Source organism: Palleronia rufa, from assembly GCF_000743715.1.
GTDB lineage: Bacteria > Pseudomonadota > Alphaproteobacteria > Rhodobacterales > Rhodobacteraceae > Palleronia > Palleronia rufa.
Map to the genome: position 1 here is coordinate 1 of NZ_JQEY01000001.1, position 15,916 is coordinate 15,916.

The 15,916-nt window shown below is 67.0% G+C and carries 10 protein-coding genes and 3 pseudogenes; 10 read left to right on the forward strand and 3 right to left on the reverse strand.

Going from position 1 to position 15,916, the window contains the following annotated elements; translation table 11 throughout:
* The coding region (locus tag KW83_RS00005; RefSeq protein ID WP_036172780.1) for an IS5 family transposase at positions 1-380 on the reverse strand (380 nt) is incomplete at its 3' end.
* A 62-nt stretch (positions 381-442) separates the two neighbouring features.
* On the opposite strand from KW83_RS00005, the pseudogene KW83_RS00010 reads away from it, so the two are divergent.
* Positions 443-1,018: pseudogene (locus tag KW83_RS00010) on the forward strand (IS3 family transposase); the annotation flags it as partial.
* 49 nt (positions 1,019-1,067) lie between these two features.
* The gene (locus KW83_RS00015; protein WP_036172782.1) at positions 1,068-2,258 is read left to right on the forward strand and encodes a hypothetical protein; all 1,191 of its coding nucleotides are present in this window, start codon (positions 1,068-1,070) and stop codon (positions 2,256-2,258) included.
* Between the two features lie 68 nt (positions 2,259-2,326).
* Here the strand turns inward: KW83_RS00015 and KW83_RS00020 are convergent, their stop codons facing one another.
* Together KW83_RS00020 and KW83_RS00025 are read right to left on the reverse strand one after the other, a co-directional pair.
* The gene (locus KW83_RS00020; protein WP_036172785.1) at positions 2,327-3,016 is read right to left on the reverse strand and encodes an RES family NAD+ phosphorylase; all 690 of its coding nucleotides are present in this window, start codon (positions 3,014-3,016) and stop codon (positions 2,327-2,329) included.
* A complete protein-coding gene (locus KW83_RS00025; RefSeq protein WP_036172788.1) occupies positions 3,013-3,402 on the reverse strand; it encodes an antitoxin Xre-like helix-turn-helix domain-containing protein in 390 nt (129 codons plus the stop codon). Before KW83_RS00025 ends, KW83_RS00020 begins: the two co-directional genes overlap by 4 nt.
* A 170-nt stretch (positions 3,403-3,572) precedes the next feature.
* Between KW83_RS00025 and KW83_RS21775 the strand changes: the two genes are divergently transcribed.
* The 8 genes and pseudogenes from KW83_RS21775 to KW83_RS20315 all read left to right on the forward strand — a co-directional run bounded on the left by KW83_RS21775 (position 3,573) and on the right by KW83_RS20315 (position 15,862).
* Positions 3,573-5,849 (forward strand): TrbG/VirB9 family P-type conjugative transfer protein, encoded by a 2,277-nt coding sequence (locus tag KW83_RS21775; protein ID WP_081904380.1) that lies wholly within the window; start codon positions 3,573-3,575, stop codon positions 5,847-5,849.
* Complete coding sequence (locus KW83_RS00035) at positions 5,849-7,048, forward strand: TrbI/VirB10 family protein (RefSeq protein WP_036172791.1); 1,200 nt, start codon at positions 5,849-5,851, stop codon at positions 7,046-7,048. Before KW83_RS21775 ends, KW83_RS00035 begins: the two co-directional genes overlap by 1 nt.
* Before the next feature lie 60 nt (positions 7,049-7,108).
* Positions 7,109-7,720: pseudogene (locus tag KW83_RS20825) on the forward strand (ABC transporter ATP-binding protein); the annotation flags it as partial.
* Positions 7,721-7,725: 5 nt separating this feature from the next.
* The gene (locus KW83_RS00045; RefSeq protein WP_036172793.1) at positions 7,726-8,658 is read left to right on the forward strand and encodes a GAF domain-containing protein; all 933 of its coding nucleotides are present in this window, start codon (positions 7,726-7,728) and stop codon (positions 8,656-8,658) included.
* 11 nt (positions 8,659-8,669) lie between these two features.
* Positions 8,670-11,099: pseudogene (nirB, locus tag KW83_RS00050) on the forward strand (nitrite reductase large subunit NirB).
* Complete coding sequence (gene nirD / locus KW83_RS00055; protein WP_036172796.1) at positions 11,096-11,428, forward strand: nitrite reductase small subunit NirD; 333 nt, start codon at positions 11,096-11,098, stop codon at positions 11,426-11,428. Before nirB ends, nirD begins: the two are co-directional and overlap by 4 nt.
* Complete coding sequence (locus tag KW83_RS00060) at positions 11,425-14,277, forward strand: molybdopterin-dependent oxidoreductase (RefSeq protein ID WP_051928053.1); 2,853 nt, start codon at positions 11,425-11,427, stop codon at positions 14,275-14,277. Before nirD ends, KW83_RS00060 begins: the two co-directional genes overlap by 4 nt.
* Positions 14,278-15,223: 946 nt before the next feature.
* On the forward strand, positions 15,224-15,862 hold the full coding sequence (locus KW83_RS20315; RefSeq protein ID WP_152563426.1) for a hypothetical protein: 639 nt from the start codon (positions 15,224-15,226) through the stop codon (positions 15,860-15,862).
* Positions 15,863-15,916 lie beyond the last annotated feature (54 nt).

Here is a 15,916-nt window from a genome sequence, read left to right on the forward strand (position 1 = left end):
ACCTTGATGCCCGTGCTATCGATCAGGAGATGCACTGGGCCGTTGGAGCCACGATACGGGATGTTCACGGCCAGCGTTTTCTGGCGGCGCGATAGCGTGCTGAAGTCGGGCACCGCCCAGTTCAAACCGATCAGACGCAACAGGCTCTCGACGAACCCGGTCGTCTGGCGCAACGCCATGCCAAACAGAACCTTCATCGTCAGGCATGTCTGGATGGCGGTATCGCTGTAGGTTGGCTGTCGGCCGCGTTTGCCGGTCGGCGCAGCATCCCAGATCATCTCTGGGTCAAACCAGATCGTCAGCGAGCCACGGCGCTTGAGCGCTTCATTATAGGCCGGCCAGTTCCTGGTCGTGTAGGTTGGCGGTGTGGGTCTGCTCATGTCGTCCAGCTACCACGCTGGACTCACGACATGAATCCCTCACCGGGTTTGTGCAACAGAGCCTCAGAACCCGCAAACACAAGGTGACGACCGATAGCGATCACAAGTTCAATATCGCGCCGAACCTGCTGGATCGAGACTTCAACACTGATGCGCCCAACCAGAAGTGGGCCGGTGACATTAGCTATGTCTGGACCCGCGAAGGCTGGTTGTATCTGGCCGTAATCCTCGATCTGCATTCACGGCGTGTGATCGGCTGGGCCGTGAGCAACCGGATGAAACGCGACTTGGCGATCCGGGCGTTGAACATGGCCATAGCTTTTCGGGCGCCGCCCAAAGGCTGCATCCATCATACGGATCGCGGGTCGCAATATTGTTCACACGACTATCAGAAGCTTTTGCGCCAGCATGGCTTCAAGGTGTCGATGAGCGGCAAGGGCAATTGCTATGACAACGCCGCTGTCGAAACCTTCTTCAAGACGATCAAGGCCGAGCTGATCTGGCGCAGGTCATGGGAAACGCGGCGGCAAGCTGAAGTGGCGATCTTTGAATACATCAATGGCTTCTACAATCCGCGTCGCCGCCACTCAGCACTGGGCTGGAAAAGCCCCGTCGCATTCGAAAGAAAAGTGGCTTAAACGAGCACTTGGGGCGGCACGAAATCGCGACAGGTCCAGAGGTTTCCCAATGAACACCGAGATTATCGATGCCGGGCGTGACGCCAGCGGCGGCTATAAGGTGGAAGTGTCGCGCGGAACGAATGTGGACCGCGTGTCGTCCGAGTGGTTCTCGCGGCCGGATGACGAGCGGTATCTGTCGCTCGACGATCTCTTTACGTCCGTCAAAGGCCGGGCGGAGCGCAGCCGGACGCGCACGGTGGAGAGTGCGCCGATCCGGGTCGAGGCGTATCGCGACAACCCGGAGAAGCTGGGCCTTGTCCTACCGGGCGCGGCTGAACCCATCGCGCCGACGCATTGGTCCTTCGGCCAGCTCTCGAGCCTCGTCGGCGCGCCGGCCGCCTATCTGCGGCAACTGCCCGCGCCGCTGGCGGGGATCAACCTGCAGTACTGGCTGACCAACCACCGGGCAGAGCAGATCAAGACGATGGAGGTCGCGGAAGGTCGCACCGAACTGCGCGCTGTCACCGGCCCCGACTATGGGCGCATCTACGACCATGAACTGGTCTCCGCCGTCCAGCGCATCGCGGGCAACGGGACAGGCGACACCCGCTGGAAGGTGCCGGGCGTGCTCGACTGGTCGACGGGCATCTACAATCCGCGCGTGGATGTGACGAAGGAGACGACGACGCTCTACGCCTCGGACCGCGACGTGTTCCTGTTCCTCGTCGACGATCTCAACCCGATCGAGGCGGGGCTGCTGCCCGACGGCTCGCCCGACCTCTATTTCCGGGGGTTCTATTGCTGGAACTCCGAGGTAGGAGCCAAGACGCTCGGTATCGCCAGCTTCTACCTGCGCGCCGTCTGCCAGAACCGCAACCTGTGGGGCGTCGAGGACTTCCAGGAGATCACGATCCGGCACTCGAAATACGCCGCCTCCCGCTTCGCCCACGAGGCCGCGCCTGCGCTAAGCCGCTTCGCCGAGTCCTCGCCCGCACCCTTCATCGACGGCATCCGCGCGGCGCGGAGTAAGATCGTCGCGCGGTCGGACGAGGACTGTCAGGATTTCCTGCGCAAGCGCGGGTTCTCGAAGGCGGAGACGGGGCGAATCGTCGAGACGGTCCTGGCCGAGGAAGGCCGCCCGCCTGAGAGCGTCTTTGACTTCGTGCAGGGGATCACGGCGGTCGCCCGGTCGAAACCGCAGCAGGATGCGCGGTTGGTGATGGAGGGGAAGGCGAAGGCGTTGCTGGAGAAGGTCTGAGGGAGGTGGTTTGTTCTCAGAGCTTTAATGCCAAGAGTTGAAGTGTCGCATGAGGACATCGAGGGGCGTTAGAACCCCTCGATCGTGAATTCGGGTGCACCTTGCCAGACCAGCTTCCAGCTCGCGCCAGGGCGGACATTCTGGATGATCCCGGGATCGAAGGCGACGAAGCACCGTCCGCCCGGGTAGCGTACGGAGGGATAGATCAGCCCGCGATGCCCCTCTGATCTCAGATCCGCGGCAAGGCGCTGCCCGGCCGGGTAGCCCCGCTCGGGGGCCGGATCGAGCGCGGGATGCGCCTCCCCGTGCAGATCCGGGAAGTCCCCGATGAAATCCGCCAGCAATTCCACGTAACGGGCCTCGTCCTCGTAGCGGCCGATGAAGCCCAGTTCGCGGGTCCGGTGAAACCCGACCTCTTGCGCGCTCGTCAGCATCTCCCAGGCGCAATACCAGGCACCGCGGTCACCAGTATTGAAGCGGTTGCCCGAGGGTCTCGTGTACGTGAAGGCCGCGTTGATATGGCTCTGTCCATAGAGGGTCAGGTCATGAGACCGCCGCGCGAAAGCGAGTTCGCGGCGGTCGAGCGCGGGGCTGCCCTGCGCCTCGGCGATCAGGCGGGCACTGGTCTCGCCCTCGATCTCGGCGAGAATCGCGGCCTCCTCGTCGCTGTCGACCAGTCCCCGCAGCACGGGCGGCTTGTGATGGGTCTCGGAGATCAGCCGGACAAGGGCGCGGTCATTGACCGACGTGACCCTCAAACCCCGCCCCGCAGCGCATCGACATAGCCCCGCACGCGCAGGATCTTGGGCAATCCCCCTTCGATCATCGCGTCAACAGGCCGCGCGCCGTCGAACTCCGGACCCCGGTTAGGCAGCTTCACCCAGTCCCGCGAAATCGGCTGATTGAAGTAGAGCTCAAGCGACTTATAGAGGCCGATCAGCGCGCTCAAACGCAGCATCTGATCCCGCGTCAAATCCCCAGCAAACCCCGGCTTCTTGGCCCGCTTCCAGGTCGAGTCCGACATATCCGCCAGCGCCGCCGCTTCACGCAGGGTGAGCGACCAGGCCTCCGCGATCCGCGCGAAGGCCTTGAGAGCGACACCCTGCCGATCCGGCGCAGGACGTTCCAGAACAAGGTTTTCCATGTGTTGGCGCTCCTTCCTAGCTTGACTGATGATATAAGGCCATATGGATTGATTTGCAAGTTCATATGGCCTGCCCGGTGCCTCCAGAGTGAGAGGGGTGCCGGGTTTTCCGTGACGGGTTTGGAGGTCGGGAGAGAGGCTCCCGGCTGGCCTGTCGCGGAGATATCCCGATGACAAAGCAACAAAAAATCACCCTCAGCGCCTCGCGCGACGTCCCCTTCAACAAGCTGATGCTCAGCCAGTCGAACGTGCGCCACGTCAAGGCGGGCGTGTCGATCGAGGAACTGGCCGAGGACATCGCGCGGCGGACGCTGCTCAGCTCCATCACCGTGCGGCCCGTGCTGGACGACTGCGGCGCCGAGACCGGCATGTACTCGATCCCCGCCGGCGGGCGGCGGTTCCGGGCGCTCGAACTGCTCGTTAAGCAGAAGCGCATGAACAAGACAGCACTTGTCCCCTGCATCGTCCGCACCGATGGGCTCGCAGAAGAGGACAGCCTCGCCGAGAACGTCCAGCGTGCGCCGCTTCATCCGCTCGACCAGTTCCGTGCCTTCCAAGCGATGCGCGAGAAAGGTCGCACCGAGGAGGAGATCGCCGCAGCCTTCTTCGTCTCGGCCAGCGTGGTCAAGCAGCGGCTGAAGCTCGCCGCGGTCGCACCGTCGCTGCATGATGCCTATGCCGAGGAGGAAATGACGCTCGACCAGCTCATGGCCTTCACGGTCAACCCCGATCACGCGCGGCAGGAGCAGGTCTGGGAGGCGCTGCAGCGGCATTATTCGCGGCAGCCTTACGAGATCCGCCGCATGCTGACCGAGGGTGCGGTGCGGGCCTCGGACAAGCGGGCGCAGTTCGTCGGGCTCGACAACTATGTCGAGGCCGGGGGCGAGATCCTGCGCGATCTGTTCCAGCAGGATGACGGCGGCTGGCTGCAGGATGCCGCCCTGCTCGACGTCATGGTGCGCGAGAAGCTCGCTGAAGAGGCCGAGGGGGTGCGTGCCGAGGGCTGGAAATGGGTCGAGGTCGATACCGAGTTCCCCTATGGCCATACCTTCGGGATGCGCCGGGTCAATGGCGAAGCGGTGCCGATGAGCGACGAGGAGGAGGCCCGCTACCAGGCGTTGAAGGCCGAATACGACGCGCTCGAGGCCGAGCATGCGGAAGCCGACGAACTGCCCGACGATGTCGATGCCCGGTTGGGCGAGATCGAGGAGGCGATGGAGGCACTCGAGGCGCGTCCGATCCGGTACGAGGCCGACGACCTCGCGCTGGCAGGAGCCTTCGTCAGCATCGACAACTCCGGGCGTCTGCGCGTCGAACGGGGCTACGTGCGGCCTGAGGATGAGCCGGTCGAGGAGGTGGAGGACCTCGGCGAGGTCGCACCGCAAGCGGCGCAGGTCGAGGACACCGACGACACTGTCGCGTCTATTGCGGACGACGAGGAAGAGGATGACGGCCTCAAACCGCTCTCCGACCGCCTCGTCATGGAACTGACGGCCCATCGCACCCTGGCGCTGCGCAATGCGCTGGCCCAGGACCCGCAGGTCGCTTTCCTCGCAGCCCTGCACGCGATGGTCCTGCGGCTCTTCTACCGATACGCCGTCGACAGCTGCATCGAGATCGAACCGCGCAATGCCGCCTTCGGATCGCAGGTGCCGGGCCTCGGCGACACGGCCTACGCGCAGGCCATCGACCAGCGCCACGAGACCTGGGCGGGGAACCTGCCGAAGGCACCCGAGGACCTCTGGGAGGCGCTGACCGAGTTCGACAGCTGCAGCCGCGAGGCGCTCTTCGCCCATTGCGTGGCGATGAGCGTGAATGCCGTCCACGACCCCTACCAGCGTCGCCCGCGCGCCATCGCGCATGCGGATGTGCTGGCCGGAACCGTCGGGCTCGACATGGCCAAGGCGGGCTGGACGGCCACGGGTGACAGCTACCTCGGTCGCGTGACCAAGCCCACACGTCCCGACATCGCCACCAACCTCGTCGTCAACACCGACCGGCGCACCTATCACATCGAGTTGCACGCGGACGCGGAGACCTGGATGCCCAGCGTTGCTTGGGCCTACCCGGAAGTGCGATCCACGCCACGCGCCCCGATCCTCCGGCGTCCGGTGATCTCGCTCGAGGCCGATCGGCACTACCGCTACGGCCTGCAGGGCGACGCCCCGCCCTGGCGGCCGGTCTCGGTCTTCGACGATGGACGGCGAGTCTATGTCGTCTTCCCGCCCGGCATCGCCCAAGGCGAAATGCCCCCGCTCTTCGTGATCGCCGCGGATGGGCGTGGCCAGATCGTGAACACCCGCGTGCTCGGGAACGTGCTGATCGTCGATCGTCTGTTCGGCGCGGCGGAGCTGCGTCTCGGCGAAAGGCAGCAACAGGTCGTACGGATCGTAAGGACGGATGGCATCCGACGTCAGCCGGGCGACCCCCGACCGGAGGCGGAGTGATGACACACCCACCCGAAATGCCCGAGCGCCCAAGAAGCGAAGAGGACATCGCCCGCGAACTGCGCCTCAGACCCGACCCACCCCGCGTGATGCGTTTGTCCCGCCGGGCCATCGCGCTTGCAACGGCCGTCGGCGGGCTCGGAGTTGGCGCAATCCTGATCGTGGCGCTGCAGAGCAATCGCACGGACGGAACTCAGAGCGAGCTCTACTCCACGGAACGGATCCAGGCCGCCGAAGGGCCTACGACGCTCCCACGCGACTATGCCGATATCCCGCGTCTCGGACCGCCTCTGCCCGGTGAGCTTGGCCGCGCCATTCTCGGCGCTCAGGATCGGGGTCAGCCTGTGCCTGCTCCGCCGCTTGCGGGTCCGGTCCCGACGACCGTCGATCCGGACGAACAACGCAGACTTCAGGAGATCGAGGCCGCCCGCCTGAGCGCCCTCTTTGCCGAAGCGCAGACTGTGCCGCGTGGCGGCACGCCGCCAGTCCCGTCTCTGCCTGCGACCGGCGCGCTGTTTCCCACGAACCCGAATACCGGGGCGGCCAACGACCCCGACTCGAGCCGGGAAACACTCCTCATGCGAACCGGAGACACGGAAACTGTGAGCGCTGAACGCATCACGGCACCGCCCTGTCCCTACATTCTGCAGGCCGGAACCGTCATCCCGGCTGCCTTGATCACCGGTCTTCGTTCCGACCTTCCCGGCCAGATCTCGGCGCAGGTGACGTCGAACGTCTATGGCAGTCCTTCGGGTCGCTACCTGCTGATCCCGCAAGGCGCTCGGCTTCTGGGGGAGTATGACAGCCGCATCGCGTCCGGGCAAAGCCGCCTGCTCCTCGTCTGGACCCGGCTCATCCTTCCGGATGGTCGCTCCCTTGTGCTGGAGCGCGCGCCCGGCACGGACGGAACCGGCGCGTCCGGCCTGCAGGACCGGGTAAACTACCATTGGGGTCGCGTCTTCCTGGCCGCAGGCCTCGCCACGATCCTGAACCTCGGCCTGGAGAGCAGAGCCGACAGCGCGGATGACGTCGCCCGCGCCATCCGCGAAGCCGCGCAAGACACGATCGGGCGGACCGGGGACGAGATCGTGCAACAGCAGCTCGCCGTCCCACCGACATTGACCATCCGCCCGGGCTTCCCCGTCCGCGTCATGGTCACCCGCGACCTGATCCTCGAGCTTTTGGGAGAAGTGAAATGAAGAAGCTGAAGCTCGGCCCGATCCATGACGACAAGCCGGTCAAGCTGACTGTGGAGCTTGGGCGCGGACCCGGAGCGGGCCGTGGTGTTCCAGTCGCCCTCTCTCTTCCCCTGGCTGACGGCGCGCGAGAATTGCGCCGTGGGCGTGGACAAGGTCTATCCCCGCGCCTCCCGCGCCGAGCGGCAGGACGTGGTGGAATACTACCTCGAACGGGTGGGGCTTGCCGATGCGATGGACAAGCCCGCCGCGGATCTCTCGAACGGCATGAAACAGCGCGTGGGCATCGCGCGGGCTTTCGCCCTGTCGCCCAAACTCCTGCTGCTGGATGAGCCGTTCGGGATGCTCGACAGCCTCACCCGGTGGGAGCTTCAAGAGGTGCTGATGGAGGTGTGGGATCGCACCAAGGTCACCGCCATCTGCGTCACACACGACGTGGACGAGGCCATCCTTCTGGCCGATCGCGTGGTGATGATGACCAACGGCCCGCAGGCCACGATCGGCAAGATCGTGGATGTGGACCTGCCGCGCCCGCGCTCTCGCAAGGCGCTGCTCGAACATCCCGACTACTACCTCTACCGCGAGCAGGTGCTGAACTTCCTTGAGGAATACGAGCACGGCGCGCGGCCCAGGACCCAACCCAAACCGGCCGACAAGGCCATTGCGGCGGAGTAAGGCCGATGGATACCGTTCTGGAAACGTCGAAGACCTTTGTCGAGGTCGCAGAAATCTGGGTGCCCGAGGGCGACCGGCTGGTCCTGTCCGGCGGAGTCTACGGCGCCCATGCGAGCTTCGCCGAGGCGTCGCATCGCAAGAGCTTCGCCAAGGGCGAGGGCTTGCCCGGCAAGGCCTGGGCCGAGGCGCGGCCGGTCGTCCTCGAGCAATTCGACGGTTCGTATTTCAAGCGCACCGATGCGGCGAAGGAGGTCGGGCTGACCAGCGCCGTCGCGGTTCCGGTTTTCGCCGGAGCGACCCTGAAGGCGGTGCTGGTCGTGCTCTGCGCCGACGACGCCACGCGCACCGGCGCCATCGAGGTGTGGCAGGAAGCCGACGGCATCCTGACCCTCGACGACGGGTACTACGGCGCGGCGAGCCATTTCGAATGGGTCAGCCAGCACACGCAATTCCCGCGCGGCCAGGGCCTGCCGGGGGGCGTCTGGTCCTCGAACACGCCGATCCTGATGCGCGACCTGGGCTCGGGCTACCGGTTCATCCGCTCCGAAAGCGCGGGACAGGCGGGGCTGACGACCGGCCTCGGGCTGCCGGTCCCGGTACCGGGCGACAAGACCTATGTCCTGACGCTGCTCTCGGCCAAGGGCACCCCCATCGCACGGCGCTTCGAGATCTGGGACGCGCGCGCCGCCAAGACAGGCCCGCGCGACACGGCGAAGCTGATCGACGGCATCTGCGAGCGCGGGGGCCCGCTCTGGGATCCAGACAACGCCGGAAACGAGCGCGTGGCCCACGCCTGGGAGGGGCCCATCGGCCGGGTCCTCGGCGCCGGCCTTCCGGTGGCCGAAACGGGGGCCGCCGCCGGCGCCTACGCGATGATGGTCGCCCTCCCGGTCCACAGGGGCGGCGAGCTCGCCCACGTGGTCGCCTGGTATTGCTGAGGAGAGTGGACATGGAAAAACTGGTCGTCATCGGCGCGGGCATGGCCTCGGGCCGTCTGCTGGAACATCTCTTCGAGGCCGATCCCGACCGCTTCGAGGTCACGCTGTTCAACGCCGAGCCGCGCGGCAACTACAACCGCATCATGCTCTCGCCCGTGCTGTCGGGCGAGAAGAGCTATGCCGAGATCGTCACCCACGACGACGACTGGTACGCGGCGCATAACGTCACTTGCCGCTTCGGCGAGGCGGTCGAGCGGATCGACCGCCACCGCCGCGTCGTCGTCGGCGTCAACGGCGAAGTGTCCTATGACCGGCTTGTCATTGCCACCGGCTCGGCGCCCTTCATCGTCCCCTGCCCTGGCCACGATCTCGACGGCGTCATCGCCTATCGCGACCTCGACGACACCAACCGCATGATCGACACGGCGCCTGGCAGCCGTGCCGTGGTCATCGGTGGCGGTCTGCTGGGTCTGGAAGCCGCGGCCGGGCTGCGCTTGCGGGGCATGGAGGTCACGGTGCTGCACCTTGCCGGTCACCTGATGGAGCGCCAGCTCGACCCCGCCGCCGGATACCTTCTGAGCGCCGATCTGGAGCGGCGCGGCATCGCCGTGATGACCGAGGCCAGCACGAGGTGCATCCAGGGCACCGACGCCGTCGAGGCGGTGGAGCTGGAAAACGGCACGGTCCTGCCCGCCGATCTGGTGGTCATGGCGGTCGGCATCCGCCCGGCCGTGGCGTTGGCGAGAGAGGCCGGGCTGACGGTGAACCGCGCCATCGAGGTGGACGCGCAGATGCAGACCTCCGACCCGCACATCCTCGCGGTCGGCGAATGCGTGGAATTCGCGGGCCAGCTCTTCGGCCTCGTCGCGCCGCTCTACGATCAGGCCAAGGTGCTGGCAGCGACCCTGCTCGGCGAGCCTGCCGCCTTCGCGCCGAAGCAGCTCTCGACCAAACTGAAGGTCACCGGCTGCGATCTGTTCAGCGCGGGGGACTTCGCCGAAGGGCCGGGACGCGAGGATATCGTGTTCCGCGATCCGGCGCGCGGCATCTACAAGCGGCTGGTGGTCGAAGACGACCGGCTCGTCGGTGCGGTGATGTATGGTGACACGGCGGACGGCAACTGGTTCTTCGGCCTCATCAAGGATGGCACCGACGTGGCCGAGATGCGCGAGACGCTGATCTTCGGCCCCGCCTACCAGGGGGGGGCCGCGCAGGACCCTATGGCCGCCGTTGCAGCCTTGCCGGCTGACGCAGAGATCTGCGGCTGAAACGGCGTCTGCAAGGGGCAGATCATCGCCGCCATCGAGGGTGGCGCCACCGACCTCGGGACCGTGCGCGCCACGACCAAGGCCAGCGCCTCCTGCGGGACCTGCACGGGCCTTGTCGAACAGATGCTCGCCGTCACGCTGGGCGATGCCTTTGCCATGCCTGCCGCGCAACCGATCTGCGGCTGCACCGACCTCACCCATGAGGACGTGCGCCGTCTGATCAAGGCGCGAGAATTGAAGTCGCAACCGGCGGTCTGGCAGGAACTCGGCTGGCGCACGCCCAACGGCTGCCATGTCTGCCGCCCGGCGGTGAATTTCTACCTGCTGGCCGACGGGCCACTGGAATATCAGGACGACCCGCAAAGCCGCTTCGTCAACGAGCGCAAGCACGCCAACATTCAGAAGGACGGCACCTTCTCGGTCGTGCCGCGCATGTGGGGCGGGATCACCAGCGCGTCGGAGTTGCGCGCCATCGCCGACGCCGCAGAGAAATACGACGTCCCGACGGTCAAGGTCACCGGCGGTCAGCGCATCGACCTTCTGGGCGTCAAGGGCGAGGATCTGCCCGCCATGTGGGCCGACCTCAACGCCGCCGGTCTGGTGTCGGGCCACGCCTATTCAAAGGGCCTGCGCACCGTGAAAACCTGCGTGGGCACCGACCATTGCCGCTTCGGAACCCAGGATTCCACCGGCCTCGGCATCCGGCTCGAAAAGCGGCTCTGGGGATCGTGGACGCCCCACAAGGTCAAGCTCGCCGTGTCGGGCTGCCCCAGGAACTGCGCCGAGGCGACCTGCAAGGACGTCGGCATCGTCTGCGTGGATTCAGGCTACGAGATCGGCGTCGGCGGGGCCGCGGGCATGGACGTCAAGGAGGTCGAGCGCCTGGTGAAGGTCGCCACCGAGGGCGAGGCTGTCGAATGGACCGTCGCCTTCGTCCAGCTTTACCGCGAGCACGCGAGGTATCTCGACCGGCCCTACAAATGGCTCGGCAAGGTGGGGCTCGATTGGGTGAAAGAGACGCTCGGCGACGCCGCCACGCGCCGCGCGCTGGTCGAGCGCTTCGACCTGAGCCAGACGATCTACCAGACCGATCCCTGGGCCGAACTGGCGGTGCGCGAGAAAGCCCGCGCCTTCGCCCCGATTGCCGACCTGACCCTGGAGGCCGCCCAATGAGCTGGATCGACATCGGCGCGCTGGACGACATTCCCCTGCGCGGCGCGCGCATGGTCAAGACGCGCGCGGGCTGCGTGGCACTGTTCCGCACCGCCGAGGCGGAGATCTTCGCAACCTCCAATACCTGCGCACACAAGGGCGGCCCGCTGGCCGAGGGCATTGTCCACGGCCGCCGCGTGACCTGTCCGCTGCACAACTGGGTCTATTCACTGGAAACCGGAGAGGTGCAGGGGGCCGATGAGGGCCGCATCGCCACCTATCCCGTCCGCGTCGAGGAGGGCCGCGTCCTCATCGACGGCGACGCCATCGGCAAGCGGAGCGCCGCGTGACCGCCATCCGCTCCACCTGCCCCTATTGCGGCGTGGGGTGCGGGGTGCTGCTGGCGCCCGATGGCACGGGTGGCCTCCAGGTGACGGGCGATCCGGACCACCCGGCGAACAAGGGGCGTCTCTGTTCGAAGGGATCGGCGCTTGCCGACACGCTGGGCCTTGACGGGCGGTTGCTCGCCCCGCGCATCGAGGGACAGGACACGGACTGGGACACCGCGCTTGACCTCGTCGCCGCCCGCTTCAGCGAAACCATCAAGACGCACGGCCCGGACAGCGTGGCCTTCTACGCCTCCGGCCAGATGCTGACCGAGGATTACTACGTCGCCAACAAGTTCATGAAGGGCTTTGTCGGCACCGGGAATATCGACACCAACTCGCGGCTCTGCATGGACTCGACCGTCGCGGGGCACAAGCGCGCCTTCGGCACCGACACCGTGCCCGGCACCTACGAGGATCTCGACGAGGCGGATCTTGTGGTGCTGGTCGGCTCGAACCTTGCGTGGTGTCACCCGATCCTGTATCAGCGCGTCCTCGCCGCGAAGGCCGCGCGGGGCACGAGGATCGTGGTGATCGACCCGCGCCGCACGGCGAGCTGCGACGGCGCGGATCTGCATCTGCCGCTCGCCATCGGCTCGGACGTGGCGCTGTTCAATCGGCTGTTGGTCGCGATCGTCGAAGCGGGCGCGCTCGACCCCGCTTATCTGGACCGGGTCGAGGGGCTGGAGGAGGCGTTCGCCGCCGCCCGGGCCGACAGCACCGATCCGACGGGCCTCACCCCCGACCTGATCCGGCACTTCTGCGACCTCTGGATCGGGACCGCACGCGTCGTGACCGTGTTCAGCCAAGGCGTGAACCAGTCGAGCAGCGGCACCGACAAAGTCAACGCCATCCTCAACTGCCACCTTGCCACGGGCCGGATCGGTCGGCCGGGAATGGGTCCGTTCAGCGTCACCGGTCAGCCGAATGCCATGGGCGGCCGCGAGGTCGGCGGGCTTGCCAACACGCTTGCCTGCCATCTCGACATCGAGAACCCGGCCCACCGCGCCGCCGTCGCCCATTTCTGGGACGCGCCGCGCCTCGCCACGCGGCCCGGCCTGAAGGCGGTGGAGATGTTCCGCGCCGTGGCCGGGGGACGGATCAAGGCGCTCTGGATCATGCACACGAACCCGGCGGCGACCCTTCCCGAGGCGGATGGGGTGCGCGCCGCCATCGCCGCCTGCGACTTCACCGTCGTCTCCGATGTGACGGCGGCGACCGACACCGCGCGGCTTGCGGACGTGCTGCTGCCCGCGGCCGCCTGGGCCGAAAAGAACGGCACGGTCACCAATTCCGACCGCACGATTTCGCGCCAGCGCGCCGCCCTGACCCCACCCGGATTGGCCCGGCCCGACTGGTGGCACATCGCAGAGGTCGCCCGCCGCTTGGGCTACGGACGCGCCTTCGACTACCACGGACCGCCAGAGATCTTCCGCGAACACGCCGCCCTGTCCGGCATCGCAGGCGGCTTCGGTCGCGATTTCGACATCTCGGGCCTCGCCGATCTTTCCGACAGCGCCTACGCCACGCTGCCCCCCACGCGCTGGCCGGTGGCCGCGAAACGCGGTGGACGGTTCTTCGCCGATGGCGGCTCGTTTCACGCGGACGCAAAGATGCGGATGGTGCCCGTGACCTGGCGCGCCCCTGCGGCGAAACATACGCCGCGCTTCCCGTTTCGCCTGAACACAGGCCGGGTGCGCGACCACTGGCACACGATGACGCGCACGGGGCGGTCGGCCCGCCTCTCGGCCCATCTGGCCGAACCCTTCGTCGAGATCCATCCGCAAGACGCCGCCGCGCTCCACGTCGCGCCCGACACGCTGGTCGAGCTGACAGCCCCCACGGGCCGCGCGATCCTGCGCGCCACCGTGACCGACGCGGTCCAGCCCGGCACATTCTTCGCGCCGATCCACTGGACCGCCGAGATGGCGCCCTCGGGCCGGATCGACGCGCTGGTCGCCGGGGCGACGGACCCGATCTCGGGCCAACCGGAATGCAAGGCCGCCGTCTGCGCCGCGCGCCCCTATCCCGCCGCCTGGTACGGCTTTGCCGTCTCCGCCGCGCCCCTGGCTCCGACATGCGGCTACTGGGCCGTCGCGCGCAGCGCGGGCGGCTGGCGCGCAGAACTCGCCGGCACCGACAGCCCCGTAGATTGGGAGCAGGCCGCCCGCACCCTCTTCGACCTGCCCGAGGCCGAGGCGCAGGTGCTGAGCGACCCGGCGCGCGGCGTCACCCGGCTGGCGTTCCGCGAGGGCGGTCGCCTTGCCGCCGCCCTCTTCGTTGGACCGCGGCCTCTGGGCCTGATGCGCGACTACCTCACGACCTTGCCAGATACCGACACGCTGACGGGCCGAGCGCCCGCCGACCGGCCCGATCCCGGCCCGACACTGTGCTCCTGTTTCGGAATTGGCGTGAACACGATCCTCGCGGCTTGCGCGGCGGCGGCGGCCCTCGGGCGCGGGCTCACCTCCCGCGGCATGACGGATACCCTGGTGCTGACCACCGCGCGCCGTCAGAAGGACGGAGCGCTGGCCGATGTGCCACGTCTCGCCAAGCGCGGCACCGAGCTTGCGATCTATATGGGGGTGTCGACCGCCGCCGATCTGGCTGCCGATCTCGTCGCAAGCGGCATGTCGCCTGACACGCGCGTGGAGGTCGTCGCGGACGCGTCGAAACGAGGCGAGACGGTGCTGCGCACGACGCTCGGAACGATGGCGCTTGCCATCCGAGAGGCCGAAATCAGCGGATGCGCTCTGATCCTGGTGACGAATCCGACGGCCGCCGACGTATCGGCACTTCGCGTCGCCTCGTAGCAAGACCGGTTCGCCCCTTCGGAGACCGCTTGGGTGCTTGATCGGTTCGCCGTGGACTTGCAGCCCTGGTGATATTGAGGGGTCTTCGAACTACCATTCGTGTCTTTCGCTGCGTATGGCGGATCTCGGCCCAACCTCCGAAAGCGTTCGCAATTGCGGCAGGAACCGAGTCCGCGCACAGGAAGGTCCGCATCCTTGGGGCTGGTGCAAGGCGCAGCGGTCCGGCACGAGGGGCGCTACGCGAGAGAGACGTTCGTGCGCCGGGACGACGCCCGTCGCTGGGGCCGGCAGACGGAGACCCGGGTGGATCAGGGGCTGGCACCCAACAGGTCATCGGTCGCGCGTCTGACGACGTACGCCGACCTTGTCGACCCTCACGTCGCGGACATGTGCTCCGTCGGCAAGGCGCCTTGCCAAGGTGCAGACAGCGGAGGGCAAGCTCCACCTTTTCGCCGGCATTAACCGGACGGCCCAGTTCGCGGTCGCCCAACGCGTTGCGACGGCGGCCCGAAAGACCGCACGCTCGGGGTTGTGTCCTGTCGGGTCCCTCACCGAAAACGGCAGTCCGTTCGCGGAGCGGCACCGAGCACCGGCCGACCAGGTCGGAATCCATGGACGAACGGCCGGGTCGGGCGAACGAACCGCACGATCGCGGAGGCCACGGTCGAGCGCCTCCGCCGACAGCCCCGATCGGCTGCGCCAGCACCTCGCGGACGTCCCGGCGCCCGACAACCTCGCCCGCCGAGGCAGGCCCCCGAACGGTCTCACGCCCAGCGGATACATCCGGACACCAGAGCCGGATCGATCTACCCCCGACCCGATCCACCGGATGTTGGGGCTAAACACCTAGAGGCGCGCCGGTCGAGGCACCGGAGGGAGGGCTTACCCGCGGCCGAGATCCGCCTAGCGATCCGACAGCGCTGCAAGATCGCGCTGAGATACAGCGATGGCGGCGGCGACCGGACCGATCGCGTCGTCTGGCCACTGCTCACCGGCTACCGCGATAAAGGCCGGATCGTCGCCGCCCTGTGCGAGCTGCGCGCGGGCTTTCTGTTACTTCCCGACCAAGCGGATCGCCGGCGGCACGGTCATCGACGCGCCGGATTGCCGGCGCATGGACCTGCTGCAACGGGAGTGGCAGGAGGCGATGGACGCCGAGCGCGACCGATATGAAGAGCGCGCCTGCTGTTCGTGTTCCAAACGTCTACCCAGTTTTAACCGACCTTCGGGCGCGATGCAGCGAAAGTCCGGAAAATCCGCAGTCTTCAAGTCCGTTCGTGTACGCTTTTCGATGTGGATCGTCGGATCGCGGATAACCGCTTCCGGCCCGTCGCGACGTGCGTCGAGCGAGCGCCCACTTGAATTGCTGCGCCGGGTCCGAGGTCTGTTCAAAGCCCGTTGCCGACAAAGCAAATTCTCGCTGCGTGCGCTCGCAGCGGCATTTTTGTTGCGGCGCGACAAATCTTCATGCCGCATCGCAGTTGCGGATCCGCTCGTTCGAACGGTGCGCCGCGAAATTCTCGGGAGCAGCGGACCGCGGGCCAATCCGGGCTTTAGCAGCGCGATCGACGAACGGCCCGGCTGATCGTCACCTTATCGATGTCGCCATGTCTGTCGGGCAGTCCGTGTGTCTTCATCG